The 15695-nt window shown below is 38.1% G+C and carries 12 protein-coding genes and 1 pseudogene; 2 read left to right on the forward strand and 11 right to left on the reverse strand.

All coding sequences use genetic code 11. From position 1 onward, the window contains the following. The first annotated feature begins 31 nt into the window (after positions 1-31). Positions 32-1042: a YihY/virulence factor BrkB family protein gene (locus ODZ84_RS22210; RefSeq protein WP_266174688.1), complete on the forward strand. Its 1011-nt coding sequence runs from the start codon at positions 32-34 to the stop codon at positions 1040-1042. Further along, positions 1026-1400 (forward strand): hypothetical protein, encoded by a 375-nt coding sequence (locus tag ODZ84_RS22215; protein ID WP_266174690.1) that lies wholly within the window; start codon positions 1026-1028, stop codon positions 1398-1400. Before ODZ84_RS22210 ends, ODZ84_RS22215 begins: the two co-directional genes overlap by 17 nt. Here the strand turns inward: ODZ84_RS22215 and nhaA are convergent. The 11 genes and pseudogenes from nhaA to ODZ84_RS22270 all read right to left on the reverse strand — a co-directional run bounded on the left by nhaA (position 1397) and on the right by ODZ84_RS22270 (position 15575). Next, complete coding sequence (gene nhaA / locus ODZ84_RS22220; RefSeq protein ID WP_266174692.1) at positions 1397-2569, reverse strand: Na+/H+ antiporter NhaA; 1173 nt, start codon at positions 2567-2569, stop codon at positions 1397-1399. The genes ODZ84_RS22215 and nhaA overlap by 4 nt on opposite strands. Before the next feature lie 74 nt (positions 2570-2643). Beyond that, positions 2644-4854 (reverse strand): RelA/SpoT family protein, encoded by a 2211-nt coding sequence (locus tag ODZ84_RS22225; RefSeq protein WP_266174693.1) that lies wholly within the window; start codon positions 4852-4854, stop codon positions 2644-2646. A 109-nt stretch (positions 4855-4963) separates the two neighbouring features. Beyond that, positions 4964-5332, reverse strand: a complete 369-nt coding sequence (locus tag ODZ84_RS22230; protein ID WP_266174694.1) for a hypothetical protein — start codon at positions 5330-5332, stop codon at positions 4964-4966. A 241-nt stretch (positions 5333-5573) separates the two neighbouring features. Continuing rightward, a pseudogene (gene acs, locus ODZ84_RS22235) lies at positions 5574-7484 on the reverse strand (acetate--CoA ligase); the annotation flags it as partial. A 57-nt stretch (positions 7485-7541) separates the two neighbouring features. Then, entirely contained in the window at positions 7542-9428 is a 1887-nt protein-coding gene (locus ODZ84_RS22240) for an AMP-binding protein (protein ID WP_266174696.1), read from the reverse strand. A gap of 225 nt (positions 9429-9653) precedes the next feature. Further along, positions 9654-10016, reverse strand: coding sequence for a response regulator transcription factor (locus ODZ84_RS22245; RefSeq protein ID WP_266174697.1), 363 nt, complete (start codon positions 10014-10016; stop codon positions 9654-9656). Between the two features lie 152 nt (positions 10017-10168). Further along, on the reverse strand, positions 10169-10600 hold the full coding sequence (gene tnpA, locus ODZ84_RS22250; protein ID WP_266174698.1) for an IS200/IS605 family transposase: 432 nt from the start codon (positions 10598-10600) through the stop codon (positions 10169-10171). A gap of 168 nt (positions 10601-10768) precedes the next feature. Then, a complete protein-coding gene (locus tag ODZ84_RS22255) occupies positions 10769-13477 on the reverse strand; it encodes an ATP-binding protein (protein WP_266174699.1) in 2709 nt (902 codons plus the stop codon). Continuing rightward, positions 13470-13664, reverse strand: coding sequence for a hypothetical protein (locus tag ODZ84_RS22260; protein WP_266174701.1), 195 nt, complete (start codon positions 13662-13664; stop codon positions 13470-13472). Before ODZ84_RS22260 ends, ODZ84_RS22255 begins: the two co-directional genes overlap by 8 nt. A 59-nt stretch (positions 13665-13723) precedes the next feature. Beyond that, the gene (locus ODZ84_RS22265) at positions 13724-13951 is read right to left on the reverse strand and encodes a DUF6814 family protein (RefSeq protein ID WP_266174703.1); all 228 of its coding nucleotides are present in this window, start codon (positions 13949-13951) and stop codon (positions 13724-13726) included. Between the two features lie 43 nt (positions 13952-13994). Then, complete coding sequence (locus tag ODZ84_RS22270) at positions 13995-15575, reverse strand: MFS transporter (RefSeq protein WP_266174705.1); 1581 nt, start codon at positions 15573-15575, stop codon at positions 13995-13997. Positions 15576-15695: the final 120 nt, after the last annotated feature.

Genomic DNA, 15695 nt, shown 5'->3' on the forward strand with positions numbered 1-15695 from the left:
TTCTTATATTTGCTGAGCGCAAATATACTTTATGGCCCTAAAAGTTCCTAGATTTATCTTAAAAATTCGAGAATTTCTTGATGATATCCATATTCCTTTATTAGGAATTTCACTGTGGCAGATGTTTCAGATCTATATTTCAGGCATATTCAAAGATAAGATCGGACGCAAGGCAGCAGCTATATCCTGGAGTTTTACCATCAGCTTATTTCCGTTTCTTCTTTTCCTGTTATCGGTTTTGCCCTATATGCCGCATTATGATAAGCTTCAGTTCTATATTTTTGATGTGCTGATGCAAAATGTATTTCCTGCCCATATGCAGCAAGATGTAAGAGAATATATTGAATCAAGCATAATCCCCAATATGAAAGGAATCAGCAGTTTTACGGTTGTCCTGGCATTGGTTTTTGCTACCAACGGAACATTTTCATTAATTAATGGATTTAACGAAAATACAGATGAAAAAATGACAGATGTAAAAGAATTCATTCTTTCATTTTTTATAACGATCGGATTTATTTTTATTGTTTTTTTAACCCTTTTCGGAGTCTATTATTCTGAGGTGGTCCTAAAATCATTTACTCCGGTATATGATGTTTCATGGCTTACGGAGAACCTTTCCAAAATCATCGGTTTTGTTTCTTTTCCCTTATTTTATTTCATATTGTTAGCGCTGTTTTACTGGTTGGGAACTGTGAAAATTGCAAGGTTCAGACAAGCTGTTCCGGGTGCCATTTTAACCACCGTCCTGTTTGTTGTAACCACTTATTTCTTCGCTTTATATGTGAAAAATATTGCCAGATATAATGTTCTGTACGGTTCCATTGGGAGTATGATCCTTCTCATGGTATGGGTAAACGTAAACGTTTATCTTCTTCTTTTTGGCAATGAGCTAAATATGGCACTGAGAAAATTGAGAATTGATAAGCTGCTCACTGATGAGCTTCAAAAGAAAGCGAAAAACGAACAGAAAGGATATTCAGAAAATATTCATAAAGAAAATATAACCATACAATCCAATGACCATGCTAAAAAAGATTAAATTTTTCACCTTGCTGATCAGTGTAATTTCACTTATTTCCTGTGAGGAAATTGAGCGGGACAGGGCAGAAAACAATTATGTGACTCCCTATAAAGGAAAATGGGTAGGAAGTTATACCGGAGACCAAACCGGAACATTGGTATTAAATGTTGGCGAAAAAGGAGGAATTGAAGGAACAAGAACTTCTATGACATTTCAGGAAACCTTTTATACATCAATGCAGGGTGGCGGAAGCGGTGCACTTTCCACCATGAGCCCTTCACCCTCCGGATTCATATTATACGGAAGTTTAGAAACTAAATCCGGAACATGGAAAATGGGTTCCCTGAAAGGAAACTGGACCGTCGTGAAAAACTAATCCTCTTCAATGTTATTTTTAGAGCTCATATTTAATAGGATATAGCCAAAGACTGCTGCTAAAAAAGAAGCGATCAGGATAGCAAATTTTGCTTCATCCTGGATTTCAATTTGTCCTTTAAAGGATAATAAAGCTATAAAAATCGACATGGTAAAACCAATTCCAGCCAGAAGTCCGACCCCTAACATCTGAAACCATGAACTGTTTTGCGGTAAGGTGCTGATTTTTAATTTTATGGCTAGAAATGAGAATAGATTGATCCCGATTAATTTTCCCAAAACTAAACCGCCGATAATGCCCAAACCTAAAGTGCTTGTTAATCCATCGATCATTGAGCTGTTGAACGTGATATTGGTATTGGTTAAGGCAAAAAGAGGCATGATGAGGAAGCTTACAGGAAAATGAAGCTGATGTTCCAGTTTTTCTAAAGTTGAAATTTCTACATGAGAAGCGTTCGTAGGAATTGAGAATGCCAGTAAAACTCCTGCGATAGTAGCATGGATGCCTGAGTGATGCAGAAAGTACCAAAGAAATAGTCCCGGAATGATATAGAAAATTATCTTAGTAACTTTTAAGAAATTCAGGATAAATAATAGACCGGTAACGCCCAGTGATAGAAAAAGATACGTCCAGTGGATCTGTTCGGTATAAAATATGGCAATCACCAGAATAGCACCCAGGTCGTCCACGATCGCCAATGCGGCAAGAAATATTTTAATAGAATTCGGAACTTTTTTTCCAAGCATGGAAATGATCGCCAGGGAAAATGCTATATCAGTGGCCATGGGAATTCCCCAGCCGTTTTCATACCCGGTGCCATGATTAAAAACGGTAAAAATAACTGCAGGAACAAGCATTCCGCCGATCGCCGCAAAAATAGGAAGGGAAGCATTTCTGAATGATGAAAGTTCGCCTTCCACCATTTCTCTTTTAATCTCCAGTCCTACCAAAAGAAAAAATACAGCCATAAGCCCATCGTTAATCCATATGCTTACAGGATAAGTAAGATGAAAAAGATCAGTACCGGTTTCCTGATTTAAAAATCGCTGGAACCCCTCAGATAATGAGGAATTGGCAATCAATAGAGAGACTAATACACAAAAAATGAGAATGATTCCGGAAGACTGACTGCTTTGGAAAAATTTTTTAAAATATACAGATAAGTTCATATTAAGAATTGAAGTTGGGTCTAAACTAAAAACGTTTTCTTGGTTGCCATACAATCTGAAAGGATCATTCTGATCTAGGATTGTAATCGTCTCACTCGTGAAACTCCATTGATATCCTTAAGTTTTTTAAACGTCTGCTCGAGTTGGTTTTTATTTTTAACTTCAAGGTTGATGCTTCCTGTGAAAACACCGTTATTGGATTCAATAGACATACTTTTCATATCCATTCCCATCGCACCGCTGATCACAGTTGTGATATCATTGATCATTCCCATGCGGTCCAGTCCTTCAATTTCAATTTTCACTCTGTTTTTGAAGCTTTCGGCATTCACCCATTTGGCAGGAATAACCCTGTAATCATACTGAGCACGTAAATTGATGGCGTTCGGGCAATTGTCACTGTGTACTTTTATTCCTTCTGAAATGGTAATAAACCCAAAAATTTTATCTCCCGGGATGACCGTACAGCATTTCGCATAGGTGTAGTTCAGCTTTTCTTCATCTTTCCCGAAGATGATCATATCAAGATTCTGCTCTTTCGGTTCTTCGTAATGTGTATTTTTACTGGGAGATTTTCTGAATCTGGAAAGCAGGTTATTGAATACGTTTTTACTTTCAATATACTTTCTCAGGCTGCTCGCGTCCAGTTCGTTCGTCTGGAATTTGAGAAATAGCTCCTGTGAAGATTTTAAGTTGAAGAATTTTTGCAGTTTATTGATCTCTTCGTCATTGAAATTAATCTTAGCGTGGCGCAGTTTTCTCTGCAAAATCTCTTTTCCTTCTTCAACGATCTGATTTTTTTGTGAATTCAGGAAGCTTTTGATCTTGGATTTTGCCTTTGAAGTGACTACAAATTCAAGCCAGTCGGATTTAGGTTTCTGGTTTTGGGAAGATAAAATATCTACCTGATCTCCGTTTTGGAGAACATAAGAAATCGGAACTAATTTCCCATTAATTTTTGCACCTAAACATTTCATTCCCAGATCCGAGTGAACTGAAAATGCAAAATCCAGAGCAGTGGCGTTGGTAGGCAGAATTTTAATTTCCCCCTTCGGAGTAAATACAAAAACTTCCTTTGAATATAAATTAAGTTTGATATTATCCAGTAATTCAGAGGTGGAAAGATTCTGCTGCTGTTCCAGAACCTCACGGATCTCGGTTACCCATTTTTCAAAATTCCTGTCATCAGAACTTTGTTTGTATCCTTCTTTATATTTGTAATGCGCGGCCACACCCTTTTCAGCGATCTCATCCATCCTTTCGGAACGGATCTGTACCTCAATCCATTTTTTGTCAGGACCCAGAACCGTTAAATGCAGACTTTCGTAGCCTGTGGAACGGGGTTGGGTAATCCAGTCACGCATTCTTGACGGGTTGCTGTGGTAGACATCGGTGACAATGGAATAAATTTTCCACGCCAGGAATTTTTCATTTTTGGCATCAGATTTATAAATAATCCTGATCGCATAGTTATCAAATACCTCTTCAAAAGTTACCCCCTGTTTCAGCATTTTCCTGTAAATTGAAGAAATAGCTTTCGCGCGGCCTTTAATTGTGAATGACAATCCTTCATCTTTCAGCTGCTCCGAAACCTCGTTTTTAAATTCTTCGATATACCGTTCTCTGTTTTCTTTGGCTAATTCCAGCTTTTCCGTGATTTCATTGTAAACCTCAGGATTATTATATTTTAGCGAAAGATCTTCCAGTTCCGATTTAATATTATATAAACCCAGACGGTGAGCCATCGGAGCATAAATATAAACCGTTTCAGATGCGATTTTCTTCTGTTTATCAGGGGTCATGCTCTGTAAAGTACGCATGTTGTGAAGACGGTCTGCAATCTTGATCAGGATTACCCTGAAATCCTCAGACAGCGTAAGCAGAAGCTTTCTGTAATTTTCAGATTGTACAGAGATATTCTGATGATTCATGATGGATATTTTGGTTAATCCATTCACGATATCAGCTATTTTTTCACCGAAAATCTTTTTAAGATCTTCATAACTGTAATCAGAATCCTCAATAACGTCATGCAACAGGGCGCAGGCAATGGATGTAGCCCCCAACCCGATTTCTGTAGCGACAATTTTAGCAACGGCTATAGGGTGATAGATATAGGGTTCTCCCGTTTTCCTTCTCTGATCTTTATGTGCATCCAGCGCAATATCAAAAGCTTTTCGGATGAGTTTATTATTTTCCTCATCCAAAGTTCTGTATGTATTAGATATCAGATCTTTATACCTTGCTAAAATTTCTTTATTCTCTTGTTCCAAATCGTAACTCATCTGCGCAAATACCTATATTTAAACGAAAATACGAAAATTTTCAGACATTTCAAACAGTAAAAACCCGCAAAAAAAATTTGCGGGTTTCGGGTTATCAGCTTTATATCTTTTAGAATTTCACTTCTGCGGAATCCATCCCATTATGAGATGATTTTATTTTTACTCCTGGGCTGGTGTGGATATCGGCTCTGTTTCTTGCATGAATCAGATCTTTTAATGTCTGGTAGGAAGTCTGCTCCAGGCTCATATTTTCAAAAAGAAAGGTTTTTAAAGCATTGTTCTGGTTGAAAATTCTGCGGGCATCATCAGCCTGTTCATGATCTTTAACGGCTACACTCGCCATGTATTGGGAGTTATGACTGCCGTCATTAAGATAAACAATATAATCTGAATTTCCGAAACCCGAATTTTCCAGATCGGTCTCCAGTTGTTTATAATCACTGTGATTTTCTAATATTCCGGCTAGTAGATTTGACATAAGAAATAATTTTTTGGTTTACACCTTAAAGATAATCATTAAATTTTATATAGATTGAATAAGCTTCAATAAAATTAATGTTATAATGTTTTATCTATCAAATATTATTGAAATTTATGAATATGTCTATTAAATGAGTGTTTAAATTTTATTAATTTGAAATTTTGATTCTCGTTTAGTTTAATTGATTCAATGCCAAAAAAACGGGCTAAAAGCCCGTTGATATTGGTATTCATAGAAGTTAAATTCTCTCATTTTTTATTTCCTCAACGATTTCAGGATTCAGCAAAGTAGAAATATCCCCGAAATTACTGAAATCACCTTCCGCGATTTTCCTCAGGATTCTGCGCATAATTTTTCCTGACCGGGTTTTCGGAAGCCCGGAAACAAACTGAATTTTATCCAGCTTGGCAATCGGTCCGATTTGATCTGAAATCAGCTGATTGATCTCTTTAACGAGATTTTCCTGCTTTCTGCCGGCTCCGGTATCCTTTAAAATTACAAATCCGTATAAGGCATTTCCCTTAATATCATGCGGGTAGCCTACAATCGCAGATTCTGCTACTGCAGGGTGCTCGTTTATACTGTCTTCAATCGGGGCCGTTCCTAAATTGTGCCCGGAAACGATCACTACATCATCTACGCGGCCCGTGATTCTGTAATAACCTACCTCATCTCTCAGAGCGCCGTCACCGGTAAAGTATTTTCCGGGAAAAGCTGAGAAATAGGTTTCTTTATACCGTTGATGGTCACCCCAGATCGTTCTTGCGATTCCCGGCCATGGAAAGCGGATACAAAGATTTCCGGTTACCTGATTTCCTGAAATCTCATTACGCTTATCATCCATTAAAACAGGCTGAATTCCGGGCAAGGGCAGGGTAGCATACGTTGGTTTTGTAGGGGTTACGAAGGGGAGCGGTGAAATCATAATTCCTCCTGTTTCGGTTTGCCACCAGGTATCTACGATCGGGCATTTTTTCTTTCCGACATGATCATTGAACCAATGCCAGGCTTCCTCATTAATAGGCTCCCCTACAGAGCCGATCACTTTTAATGAGCTCAGATCATGCCTGTCAACCCATTCCGTGCTTTCCTTTGCTAAGGAACGGATGGCCGTAGGTGCGGTATAAAATTGCGTGATTTTATGCTTTTCGATTACTTCCCAGAATCTGTCCGGCTCAGGATAGGTAGGAACTCCTTCAAAAATAACAGTCGTTGCTCCATTCAGCAAAGGTCCGTAAAGAATATAAGAGTGTCCTGTAATCCAGCCGATATCAGCAGTACACCAGTATATATCGTTTTCTTTATAATTAAATACATTTTTGAAGGTATATGCTGTATAGACCATATAACCTGCAGAAGTATGAAGCATTCCTTTAGGTTTTCCTGTAGATCCGGATGTATAAAGGATGAATAATGGGTCTTCAGCATCCATAATAATGGTAACAAAATCAGGAGAGGCTTTTTCGTACAGTTCAGCCATCCAGTGATCTCTCCCTTCCTTCATTTTGATTTCATTGTGCGTTCTTTTGACCACCAGTACTTTTTCAACGCTCGGTGTTTTTTCCAGTGCTTCATCAACGATACTTTTCAGGTCCAAAACTTTGCTTCCCCTGTAGCTTCCGTCGGAGGTGATCACCATTTTAGCTCCGCAGTCATTTACTCTTGAGGCAACGGCAGAAGCAGAAAACCCTGCAAAAATAACAGAATGCACAGCCCCTAATTTGGCACACGCCAGCATCGTAATTGCCAGTTCCGGAATCATCGGAAGATAAATACATACCCTGTCGCCTTTTTCGATTCCCATGTCTTTTAAAACATTGGCCGTTTTGTTGACACGGGTGTATAATTCACTGTAAGAAATATGCTGTGCTTTTTCTTTGGGATCATTGGGCTCCCAGATGATTGCCGTTTTTTCTCCACGGACAGAAAGATGCCTGTCCAGACAGTTCTTGGTGATATTTAATTTTGCGTTTTTAAACCAGGTGATTTTTGCTTCATTCATATCATACTTTACCACCTTGCTCCATCTCTGATACCAGACAAAATTCTGGTCGGCTATTTTGTCCCAGAACTTCTTGGGATTTTTAATAGATTTTTTATACTCTTCAAAATAATGCGGTAAATCTTCTATCAGGTAATTTCTCATATCCGGTTCGTTTTTAAAATTTGAATTTTATTTATTTTAAATTTATACTTAATTTCTTGTTTAAGCTCTATATTCCTCGATTTTTTGCTGGATCTCTTCAACGATTTTCTCATCGTCAATCGTAGACGGAATCTGAAATTCTTTTCCGTCTAATATAGTTCTGATTAATTTTCTTAAAATTTTTCCCGAACGTGTTTTGGGTAAGCGCTTTACCATCATTACATTTTTAAGACAGGCTACGGCACCGATTTTTTCACGGACGCTTTTTATAATATCCTCCTCCAGATCTTTTTCTGAAATCGCAGAACCGTTCTTCACAACCACTGAAGCGAAAGGAATCTGTCCTTTAAGGTCATCGTTAATTCCCACCACGGCACATTCTGCAACATCGGGATGTGATGAAACAATTTCTTCCATTTCCGAGGTTGAAAGCCGGTGGCCGGCAACATTAATGACATCATCAACCCGTCCTGTAATGAAAATATAGCCGTCTTCATCTTTTATGGCTCCGTCGCCGGAAAAATAATATCCGTTGTATTGTGATAAATAACTGTCGTGAAAACGTTTATCATCGTTCCAGATCCCGAGTAAAGCTCCCGGTGGAAGTGGAAGTTTTATTACCAGATAACCCTCCTGATGAGCATCAAGTTCGTAGCCGTTTTCATCGAAGATTTTAATATCATAGCCCGGAACCGGTTTTCCGGCTGATGCTCTTTTAATTTTATAATCTTCATTCAAGGTCATTAAGCCCAACATCGGCCAGCCCGATTCTGTCTGCCACCAATGATCGATCGCGGGAACGCCAATATGTTCTGCAAACCAATCGAGAGTCGCGACATCACATCTTTCCCCTGCTAAAAACTGTTTTTTAAAATGGCTTAAATCATATTTTTTTACCAGCTCCCCGTTGGGGTCTTCTTTTTTAATAGCCCGGATCGCAGTGGGTGCGGTAAACATCACCGAAACTCTATATTCAGAAATGATTCTCCAAAATGTTCCTGCATCAGGCGTCAGAATGGGTTTTCCTTCAAAAATTACGGTAGTATTTCTGTTAATTAGCGGTCCATATACTGAAAAGCTGTGTCCTACTGCCCAGCCGAAATCGGAAGCAGCCCAATAGGTTTCTTCCGGCTTAACACCGTATATATAGTTCATTGAAAATTTTAAAGCGGTGGCGTAGCCGCCCGTGTCACGGGTGATTCCTTTAGGTTTTCCTGTTGTTCCAGAAGTGTATAATAAGTAAAGTGGGTGCGTGGATTCTACAGAAACACAATCTGCAGGCTCTGATTGTTGAATCAGTTCTTCATAATCAATGAGTCCCTCAAACATTTCATGATGATTGTCTGCTAATTTTCTGTTGAAGACAATGATATGTTCCACTTTATTCTGGGTAAGCTCTATCGCTTTTTCCACCAGTGGCAGGTAAGGAATTCTTTTGGCTATTTCCACTCCGGCAGTCGCTGTAATAAGAGCTTTCGGCTTGCAGTCATCAATTCTCACCACCAATTCATGAGGCGCAAAACCACCGAAAACTACATTGTGAATCACTCCGATTCTGGCACAGGCTAACATCGAAAAAAGAGTCTGAGGAATCATCGGCATATAAATAACAGCAGTATCGCCCTTTTTTAAACCCAATGAAACCAAGCCTCCCGCCAGTTTTGAAATTTCTTCTTTCGCTTCATTGAAAGTATATTTTATCTTCTGATGGGTAACCGGAGAATCATAAATAATGGCAACCTGCTCTCCGAAGCCGTCATTGATATGTTTATCGATACACAGATAACACATATTAAGTTTGCCGTCTGAAAACCATTCGGTGTAATTATTATTATCTTCTGAAAGAATCTGTGCAGGAAACTGAAACCAGTCGATTTCCTGCGCCTGCTGTTTCCAGAAATGCTCTTTATCTTCTATACTCTGTTTGAATAAAATATCTGTATCCATATTAATTTTTTTTGTCTTACATCATTGCATTGTACGGCGTTGCCATGACGAGGAGTGAAATGACGAAGCAATCTCACAAACTATATTTTTATAACCTTATTTTATACATCCTGACATTTCAACAAGAAGAAACCTGTTTTAAGCAGATTATCATTTGAGATTGCTTCACTCCGTTCGCAATGACGATGCCTGCAGTCTTTTGTCGTTTCTCTATTATCTCAGCATCTATTCAAGCATTTCCTCAATCTGCTGCATCAGTTTTTTTATCGAATAAGGCTTTGTTACGTACGCATCAGCTCCCATTTTCAGGCCTCTCTCAATATCTCTCGGATTATTTTTAGCACTTAGGAAAATCACCTTCGTATCTTTCAGTTTTCCGTTCTGTTTTATGAGATCCAAGGTGCTGTATCCATCCAGGTTCGGCATCATAATATCCAGCAGAATCACATCCGGAACCATAGTCTTTAAAAATTCCAGAACCTCCGTTCCGTCCCTGGCAATGTACACATCATATCCGTTTTTTTTAAAACTGTATTCCAGAGACATTAATATTTTATGTTCATCATCTGCAATAATTATCTTTTTCATTGTCTGTTTTCTTTAAGATTCAACTTCATTATTTTTTTTCTTTTTTACTGAAGAACCCGAAGGGTTCAATTTTGATAGCCGTAGTGAAACCTATGGCATACGAAAGATTCGTATTAAATCAACCCGTAGGGTTGAATATTATTAATTAAACATTATTCTGGTTTAATGGCATGTTCTGCTAAAATATTTTTAAATTCATTTTCAAACGTTTCTTTTCTATGATGTTCTTTTTGATTTTTAATATAATTAATGACTTTTTCCTTGTCTCTTACTGAGCAGGTAAAAGCTCCGTAACCTTCCTGCCATCCAATAAATTCAGTAAACAGTCCCGATTCTTTCATCCACAGGTTTGTTGCTACTTTGATATCTTTAACCAAATTACTGAGAGTTATGCTTGGATGCAGGTCACATAGAATATGGATGTGATCCGGCATTCCGTTAATTCTGTATAATTTACAGTTTTTATTCTTTAATATTCCCCAAATATATTTGTAAAGCTCTGATTCATTTTTTTCATTAATTGTAGGTTTCCGATATTTTGTTGCGAAAACAATATGATAAAATATTTGCCGATATGTTCCCATTTTTCATTTGTGTTTTATTTTCGTAGGTTTTCACCTGCGGTTATTAAGATTGAACCCTATCGGGTTCTGTTTTGTGTTTTATTTCGGTAGGTTTTCACCTGCGGTTATTCAAATTAAACCCTATCGGGTTCTGTCTTCTGTTTTTATTTCCGTAGGTTTCACCTGCGGCTATTCAAATTGAACCCTATCGGGTTCTTCGTTATCAATACCATTCTTTGCTGGTAAGGTGATTGTAAAAGTTACGCCCAATCCGCTGTTTTCTGCTTTTATCGTTCCGCCCTGAGCCTGAACTATTTTTTTTGAAATTGCCAATCCCAGTCCGCTTCCGGTTGGTTTTATAATGTTCTGATTTTTCGACTGGTAAAATTTATCAAAAATCATTTCCAGGTCTTCTTCTGGGATGTGCTTTCCGGTGTTAAAGATTTTAATGACCAGGTTATTCTCTTTTTCAGATAACTTGGTCTGAATCGTACCCTGTTCATCGGTAAATTTTAAAGCATTCCCTAATATATTCTGAAATAGCTGAATCATCCGGACTTCATCATAGTCAAACAAAAAATTATTAAGAAGATTCACTTCACTTAAATGAATATTTTTCTGCTGAATAAGGTGGAGAAGTGGATTTAATGCCTTTTTATAGGTTTCAATAATATTGTTTCGCCGAATATGCAAAGCGATTTCACCGTGCTGAAGCTTGTCCAGATATAGGATGTCATTAATAATTTCGCTTAATCGGTCTGATTCTGTAATAATATTATTTAGAAATTCTTTTTTAATGTCCAAAGGAATATCATCATCTTCTGCCAGAATCTCTCCGGCTGAACGGATCGCTGTAATCGGAGTTCTCAGTTCATGGGCTACGGAATCAAGAAAATCGTCTTTCTGATGATCCTTGATGATCAGACTTTCATTGGCTTTCCGTAAATCATCCGACAGTTTCTGTAATTCTTCAGACTGCTCGGTCAGTTTTTTATTGAGGGTAATATTTTCTTTAGATTCTTCTAAAATATTTAAAACTTCTTTTAATGAAATTTTATCTTCTTTGGTAACGCCTTCAATCAAAATCTTCGCCGAGGCCGTGCCGATTCTTCCGGCCAAAAGATTTTCCGAAAATTTGATGAATCTTGAATCGGCGGTTTCGGTCTGAGAATCGATATTGTATTTTAAATTGAAGATTCTGAGGGCCTGTTCGGTTTTATTTTTGCCTAAAAACCGTTCAAGGATGTTTTTAATGTCTGATACGTATGCTGTTCCACGCCAGATGAAAGCATTTTCGTGGTTTTGAATGTATTTATCAATATCAACATACAATTCGGCAAAATTTCTTTCCCGGTAATTTCCCTTTACGCTCACAGAAATAATACTGAAAAGGGCAGTATTCACCAAAATCGACCAAAAGAAAATCTGTGGAATCCTCCCTAAAAAAGAAATTTTAAAGAAATCAAAAGCATGATAAAGATCTCTCAAAACCCCTTTGAATTCCTGGTTGTAGGAGAAATAATATTGTGGAATAATTAACCCGAAGTAGCAGATCGTTAATCCTGCCAATAATCCTATTACGGCACCTTTGTATGTACCTCTTCTCCAGAAAATAGCTCCGAAAAAAGCTGGCGCCAGCTGGCCGATCACGACAAATGAGATTAAGCCTACAGAATCCAATGAAGTTTTTAAAATAAAATATTTATAAAAAACAAACGCCATGATGATCAGGGCAAAAATGCTGAATTTTCTGATATTGGTGATGCTCCTTGTGTTCTGTATTTCATTTTCAGACTTAAATTTTCCCAATAATCCATAGGGAATAATAAGGTTATTGGAGAGCATGATCGATAATGTAATGGCAGAAATAATAATCATTGAAATGCAGGAGCTTAAGCCTCCCAGAAAAACAAAAACCGTAATCAGTGTATTGTCGAAATGCTGGGGAATTAAAATAGAGTAGAACTCAGGATTAACTTTCTGTCCGTCGAAAATCAATCTGCCGCCCCATGCAATTGGAAAGATAAATAGGGTAAATATCAATAAATAAAGCGGAAAAAACCAAATGGCCGTTTTGATGTGCTTTTCCTGTCTGTTTTCTACAATCGCCGTATGAAACTGTCTCGGAAGAATGCAGATGGCCGTTCCTGAAATCAGGCACAGAACCATCCAGTTTAGTGCCCCTTCGATTCCGTTAAAAGTATTTTTAGCTTTAAAATCTTTGAATTGACTTGCTTTTTGATAGATATCTGAAAATCCGTCAAACACAAAATAAATGACAAAAATCCCTAATATGATAATAAAAAAAAGTTTCAGAAAACTTTCCAGAGCAATGGCAGAAATAATTCCAAGACGCTTCTCCGAAGCATCTACATATTTTGTTCCGTAATATGAAGAAAATAAAGCAATCAGAATAACGACAAAAGTTGCATTGTCCGTCAGAATATTATTTGATATTGTAGTTTTTGTCACCAGGTGGAAGGTTTCGGAGATGGCTTTGATCTGTAAGCCTATGTATGGGACAATGGACAAAAGACAGACAATGGTAATGATGGCGCTGAAGCTTCTGCTGTTTCCGTATCTTAATGAAATAAAATCTGCGAGGCTGCTTATTTTATTGATTCTTGAGATGCGGACAATTCTTGTGTTAATGTAAATCCATGCCGGAATAATAATGATGGGACCTATGTAGATCGGAAGATAATTGAGTCCGCTTGTCGCTGCAACACCAATGCTTCCGTAGTAGGTCCAGGCTGTACAGTATACTGCCAGAGACAAAGCGTAGATGTAAGGATTGTTGATCCAGAGCTTGCTCTTTTTCTTCTCCGCTAAATGAGCAACTAAGAACAAAAGCGCCAGGTAAAACAAGACCACGGTAAATAATGCGAAGCTACTCATTATATTTTTTTACGATGACAAAAGAAATAATGATAGAAACCATCCAGATGGCGAAAATATAAATCAGTATTATCGGATAACCAAAAACCTCCTGCTCACTGTTAAACAACAAAGAGACAGGTATACTGAATGCTGTCACAAGCCCGATGCTTAAAATAATTAACTTTTGTTCGTGTCTTTTTTTCATGATATATAAAATAATTGACGGACAGGTCAGTATCCGCCAATTATCATTAAACTAATTTATTAAACATTGTCGTCAGAATATTCTCCTGTCAGCGAATAATAGCCAAAAATGGCCATTCCGCCGGAAATAATCGGCATCAGGACAAACAGGATGATGATTCCGAATACGAGATCTTCCTGTTTACCTGAAGAAATTTTTGGAATTCCCAATACTGTAATTCCGAAATACCCTACCACCAGCGCGATGGCAATCCATAGTATTCCTAATATTTTTTTTAGTCCGTTCATTTTCGTAGTTTTAAAATTAATAAATTTTTAAGTGATTCTGTGCTTAATCGTGAACATTATTGTTCTTGTTTTTAAGATAAAATAATCCGATCAGTAAACAGACGGCGGCAACTCCGATCGGGTACCAGAGTCCCTCGAGATACCAGGTGGCGTGTCCTGCTTCTTTTGCGGTTGTTACCAGATAAGTGGCTACTGCCGGAAGGAGACCTCCAAATACACCGTTTCCGATATGATAAGGCAGCGACATCGATGTATAGCGGATTCTCACCGGGAACATTTCCACTAAGAACGCTGCAATCGGACCGTAAACCATCGTTACGAAAATCACCTGGATGAACACGAGAAATACCAGATACCATTTAGTATTGTCAGCCAGTTTTACCGTCTGGGAAACTTTTGGTTCTTCGGCTTTTCCGTCTTTAATGACAGGTCCTGTAGGTGACCAGTGAACCACACTGTCTTTTTTGATCAGCGTTCCGTCTGTGTACAGTATTTCTTTATGGAAGGTCACGAGGCTGTCAGATAACACATCTTTATGGATTTTTGCCATTCTTTTTTCTGTAATTCCATTGGCAGCAATTGTTTTGGTTTCAAGATTTACGCTTTTAAACATGGCGTCGTAAATAGGTCTGTATGCTAAAATAGCAACGAGCATTCCTGTCAACATCACTGCTTTTCGACCGATCTTGTCAGAAAGCCATCCGAAGAAGACGAAGAAAGGAGTGCCTAAAAATAAAGCTGTCGCCATTAAAGAATCCACCTGTGCAGATTCTACGTTCATTACTTTTTGAAGGAAACTCATGGCGTAGAATTGTCCGGTATACCAGATTACCCCTTGTCCCATGGCAGCTCCGAATAAGGCCAGTAAGACAAACTTAAAATTAAACTTATTCCCGAAGCTTTCTTTTAAAGGGTTTTTAGAAGTCTTTCCTTCGCTTTTGGCTTTTGCAAAAAGCGGGGATTCTTTCATGTTTCTCCTGATGACGTAAGAAACCCCTACCATTAAAATGGAAATCCAGAAAGGAACTCTCCATCCCCAGCCGTCGAATTCTTCTGCAGAAAGAGAGGTTTTCGTTACTAAGATTACAATTAATGAAATGAAAAGTCCGGCTGTTGCGGTGGTCTGAATCCATGAGGTCCAGTAGCCTCTTCTGTGTGGCTGGGCATATTCCGCAACATAAGTCGCAGCTCCTCCATATTCTCCTCCAAGTGCCAGCCCCTGTAATAATCTTAAAATTAAAACTAAGACAGGTGCCATAAATCCAATGGTTTCATAGCTTGGGATACATCCTATAAGAAATGTCGAGAATCCCATGATTAATAAGGTAACTAAAAAAGTGTATTTTCTTCCGATAATATCTCCAAGTCTTCCAAAAAATAAGGCTCCGAAAGGTCTTACGACAAATCCTGCCGCAAAAGTGGCAAGCGTGGATAAAAATGCTGCAGTTGGATTATCTGCAGGGAAAAATTTCGTTGCTAAAACAATGGCTAGGCTTCCGAAGATGTAGAAGTCATACCATTCTATCAATGTACCGAGTGATGATGCGGTAATAACGCTCCAGATGGTGCGGTTCTTCTGCTTTTCGGTCATATTTTCATAGGCATCGTGATGATTTTCGCTCATATTGCTTGATTTAATGTTGTTAAAATTGATCTTGAGTTTTCTGATAATTAATATTTAATTATTTTAGCATGAGAACTTGAATAGTTTCCTTAGAAAAAGATTAAGACTTTGATAAGTCAA

Source organism: Chryseobacterium fluminis (assembly GCF_026314945.1).
Lineage (GTDB): Bacteria > Bacteroidota > Bacteroidia > Flavobacteriales > Weeksellaceae > Chryseobacterium > Chryseobacterium fluminis.

Excerpts from the sequence above, each read along its gene's own strand:
- ODZ84_RS22210 (WP_266174688.1), top strand. The coding sequence starts at position 32 with ATGGCCCTAAAAGTTCCTAGATTTATCTTAAAAATTCGAGAATTTCTT.
- ODZ84_RS22215 (WP_266174690.1), top strand. The coding sequence starts at position 1,026 with ATGCTAAAAAAGATTAAATTTTTCACCTTGCTGATCAGTGTAATTTCA.
- nhaA (WP_266174692.1), bottom strand. The coding sequence starts at position 2,569 with ATGAACTTATCTGTATATTTTAAAAAATTTTTCCAAAGCAGTCAGTCT.
- ODZ84_RS22225 (WP_266174693.1), bottom strand. The coding sequence starts at position 4,854 with ATGAGTTACGATTTGGAACAAGAGAATAAAGAAATTTTAGCAAGGTAT.
- ODZ84_RS22230 (WP_266174694.1), bottom strand. The coding sequence starts at position 5,332 with ATGTCAAATCTACTAGCCGGAATATTAGAAAATCACAGTGATTATAAA.
- ODZ84_RS22240 (WP_266174696.1), bottom strand. The coding sequence starts at position 9,428 with ATGGATACAGATATTTTATTCAAACAGAGTATAGAAGATAAAGAGCAT.
- ODZ84_RS22245 (WP_266174697.1), bottom strand. The coding sequence starts at position 10,016 with ATGAAAAAGATAATTATTGCAGATGATGAACATAAAATATTAATGTCT.
- tnpA (WP_266174698.1), bottom strand. The coding sequence starts at position 10,600 with ATGGGAACATATCGGCAAATATTTTATCATATTGTTTTCGCAACAAAA.
- ODZ84_RS22255 (WP_266174699.1), bottom strand. The coding sequence starts at position 13,477 with ATGAGTAGCTTCGCATTATTTACCGTGGTCTTGTTTTACCTGGCGCTT.
- ODZ84_RS22260 (WP_266174701.1), bottom strand. The coding sequence starts at position 13,664 with ATGAAAAAAAGACACGAACAAAAGTTAATTATTTTAAGCATCGGGCTT.
- ODZ84_RS22265 (WP_266174703.1), bottom strand. The coding sequence starts at position 13,951 with ATGAACGGACTAAAAAAAATATTAGGAATACTATGGATTGCCATCGCG.
- ODZ84_RS22270 (WP_266174705.1), bottom strand. The coding sequence starts at position 15,575 with ATGAGCGAAAATCATCACGATGCCTATGAAAATATGACCGAAAAGCAG.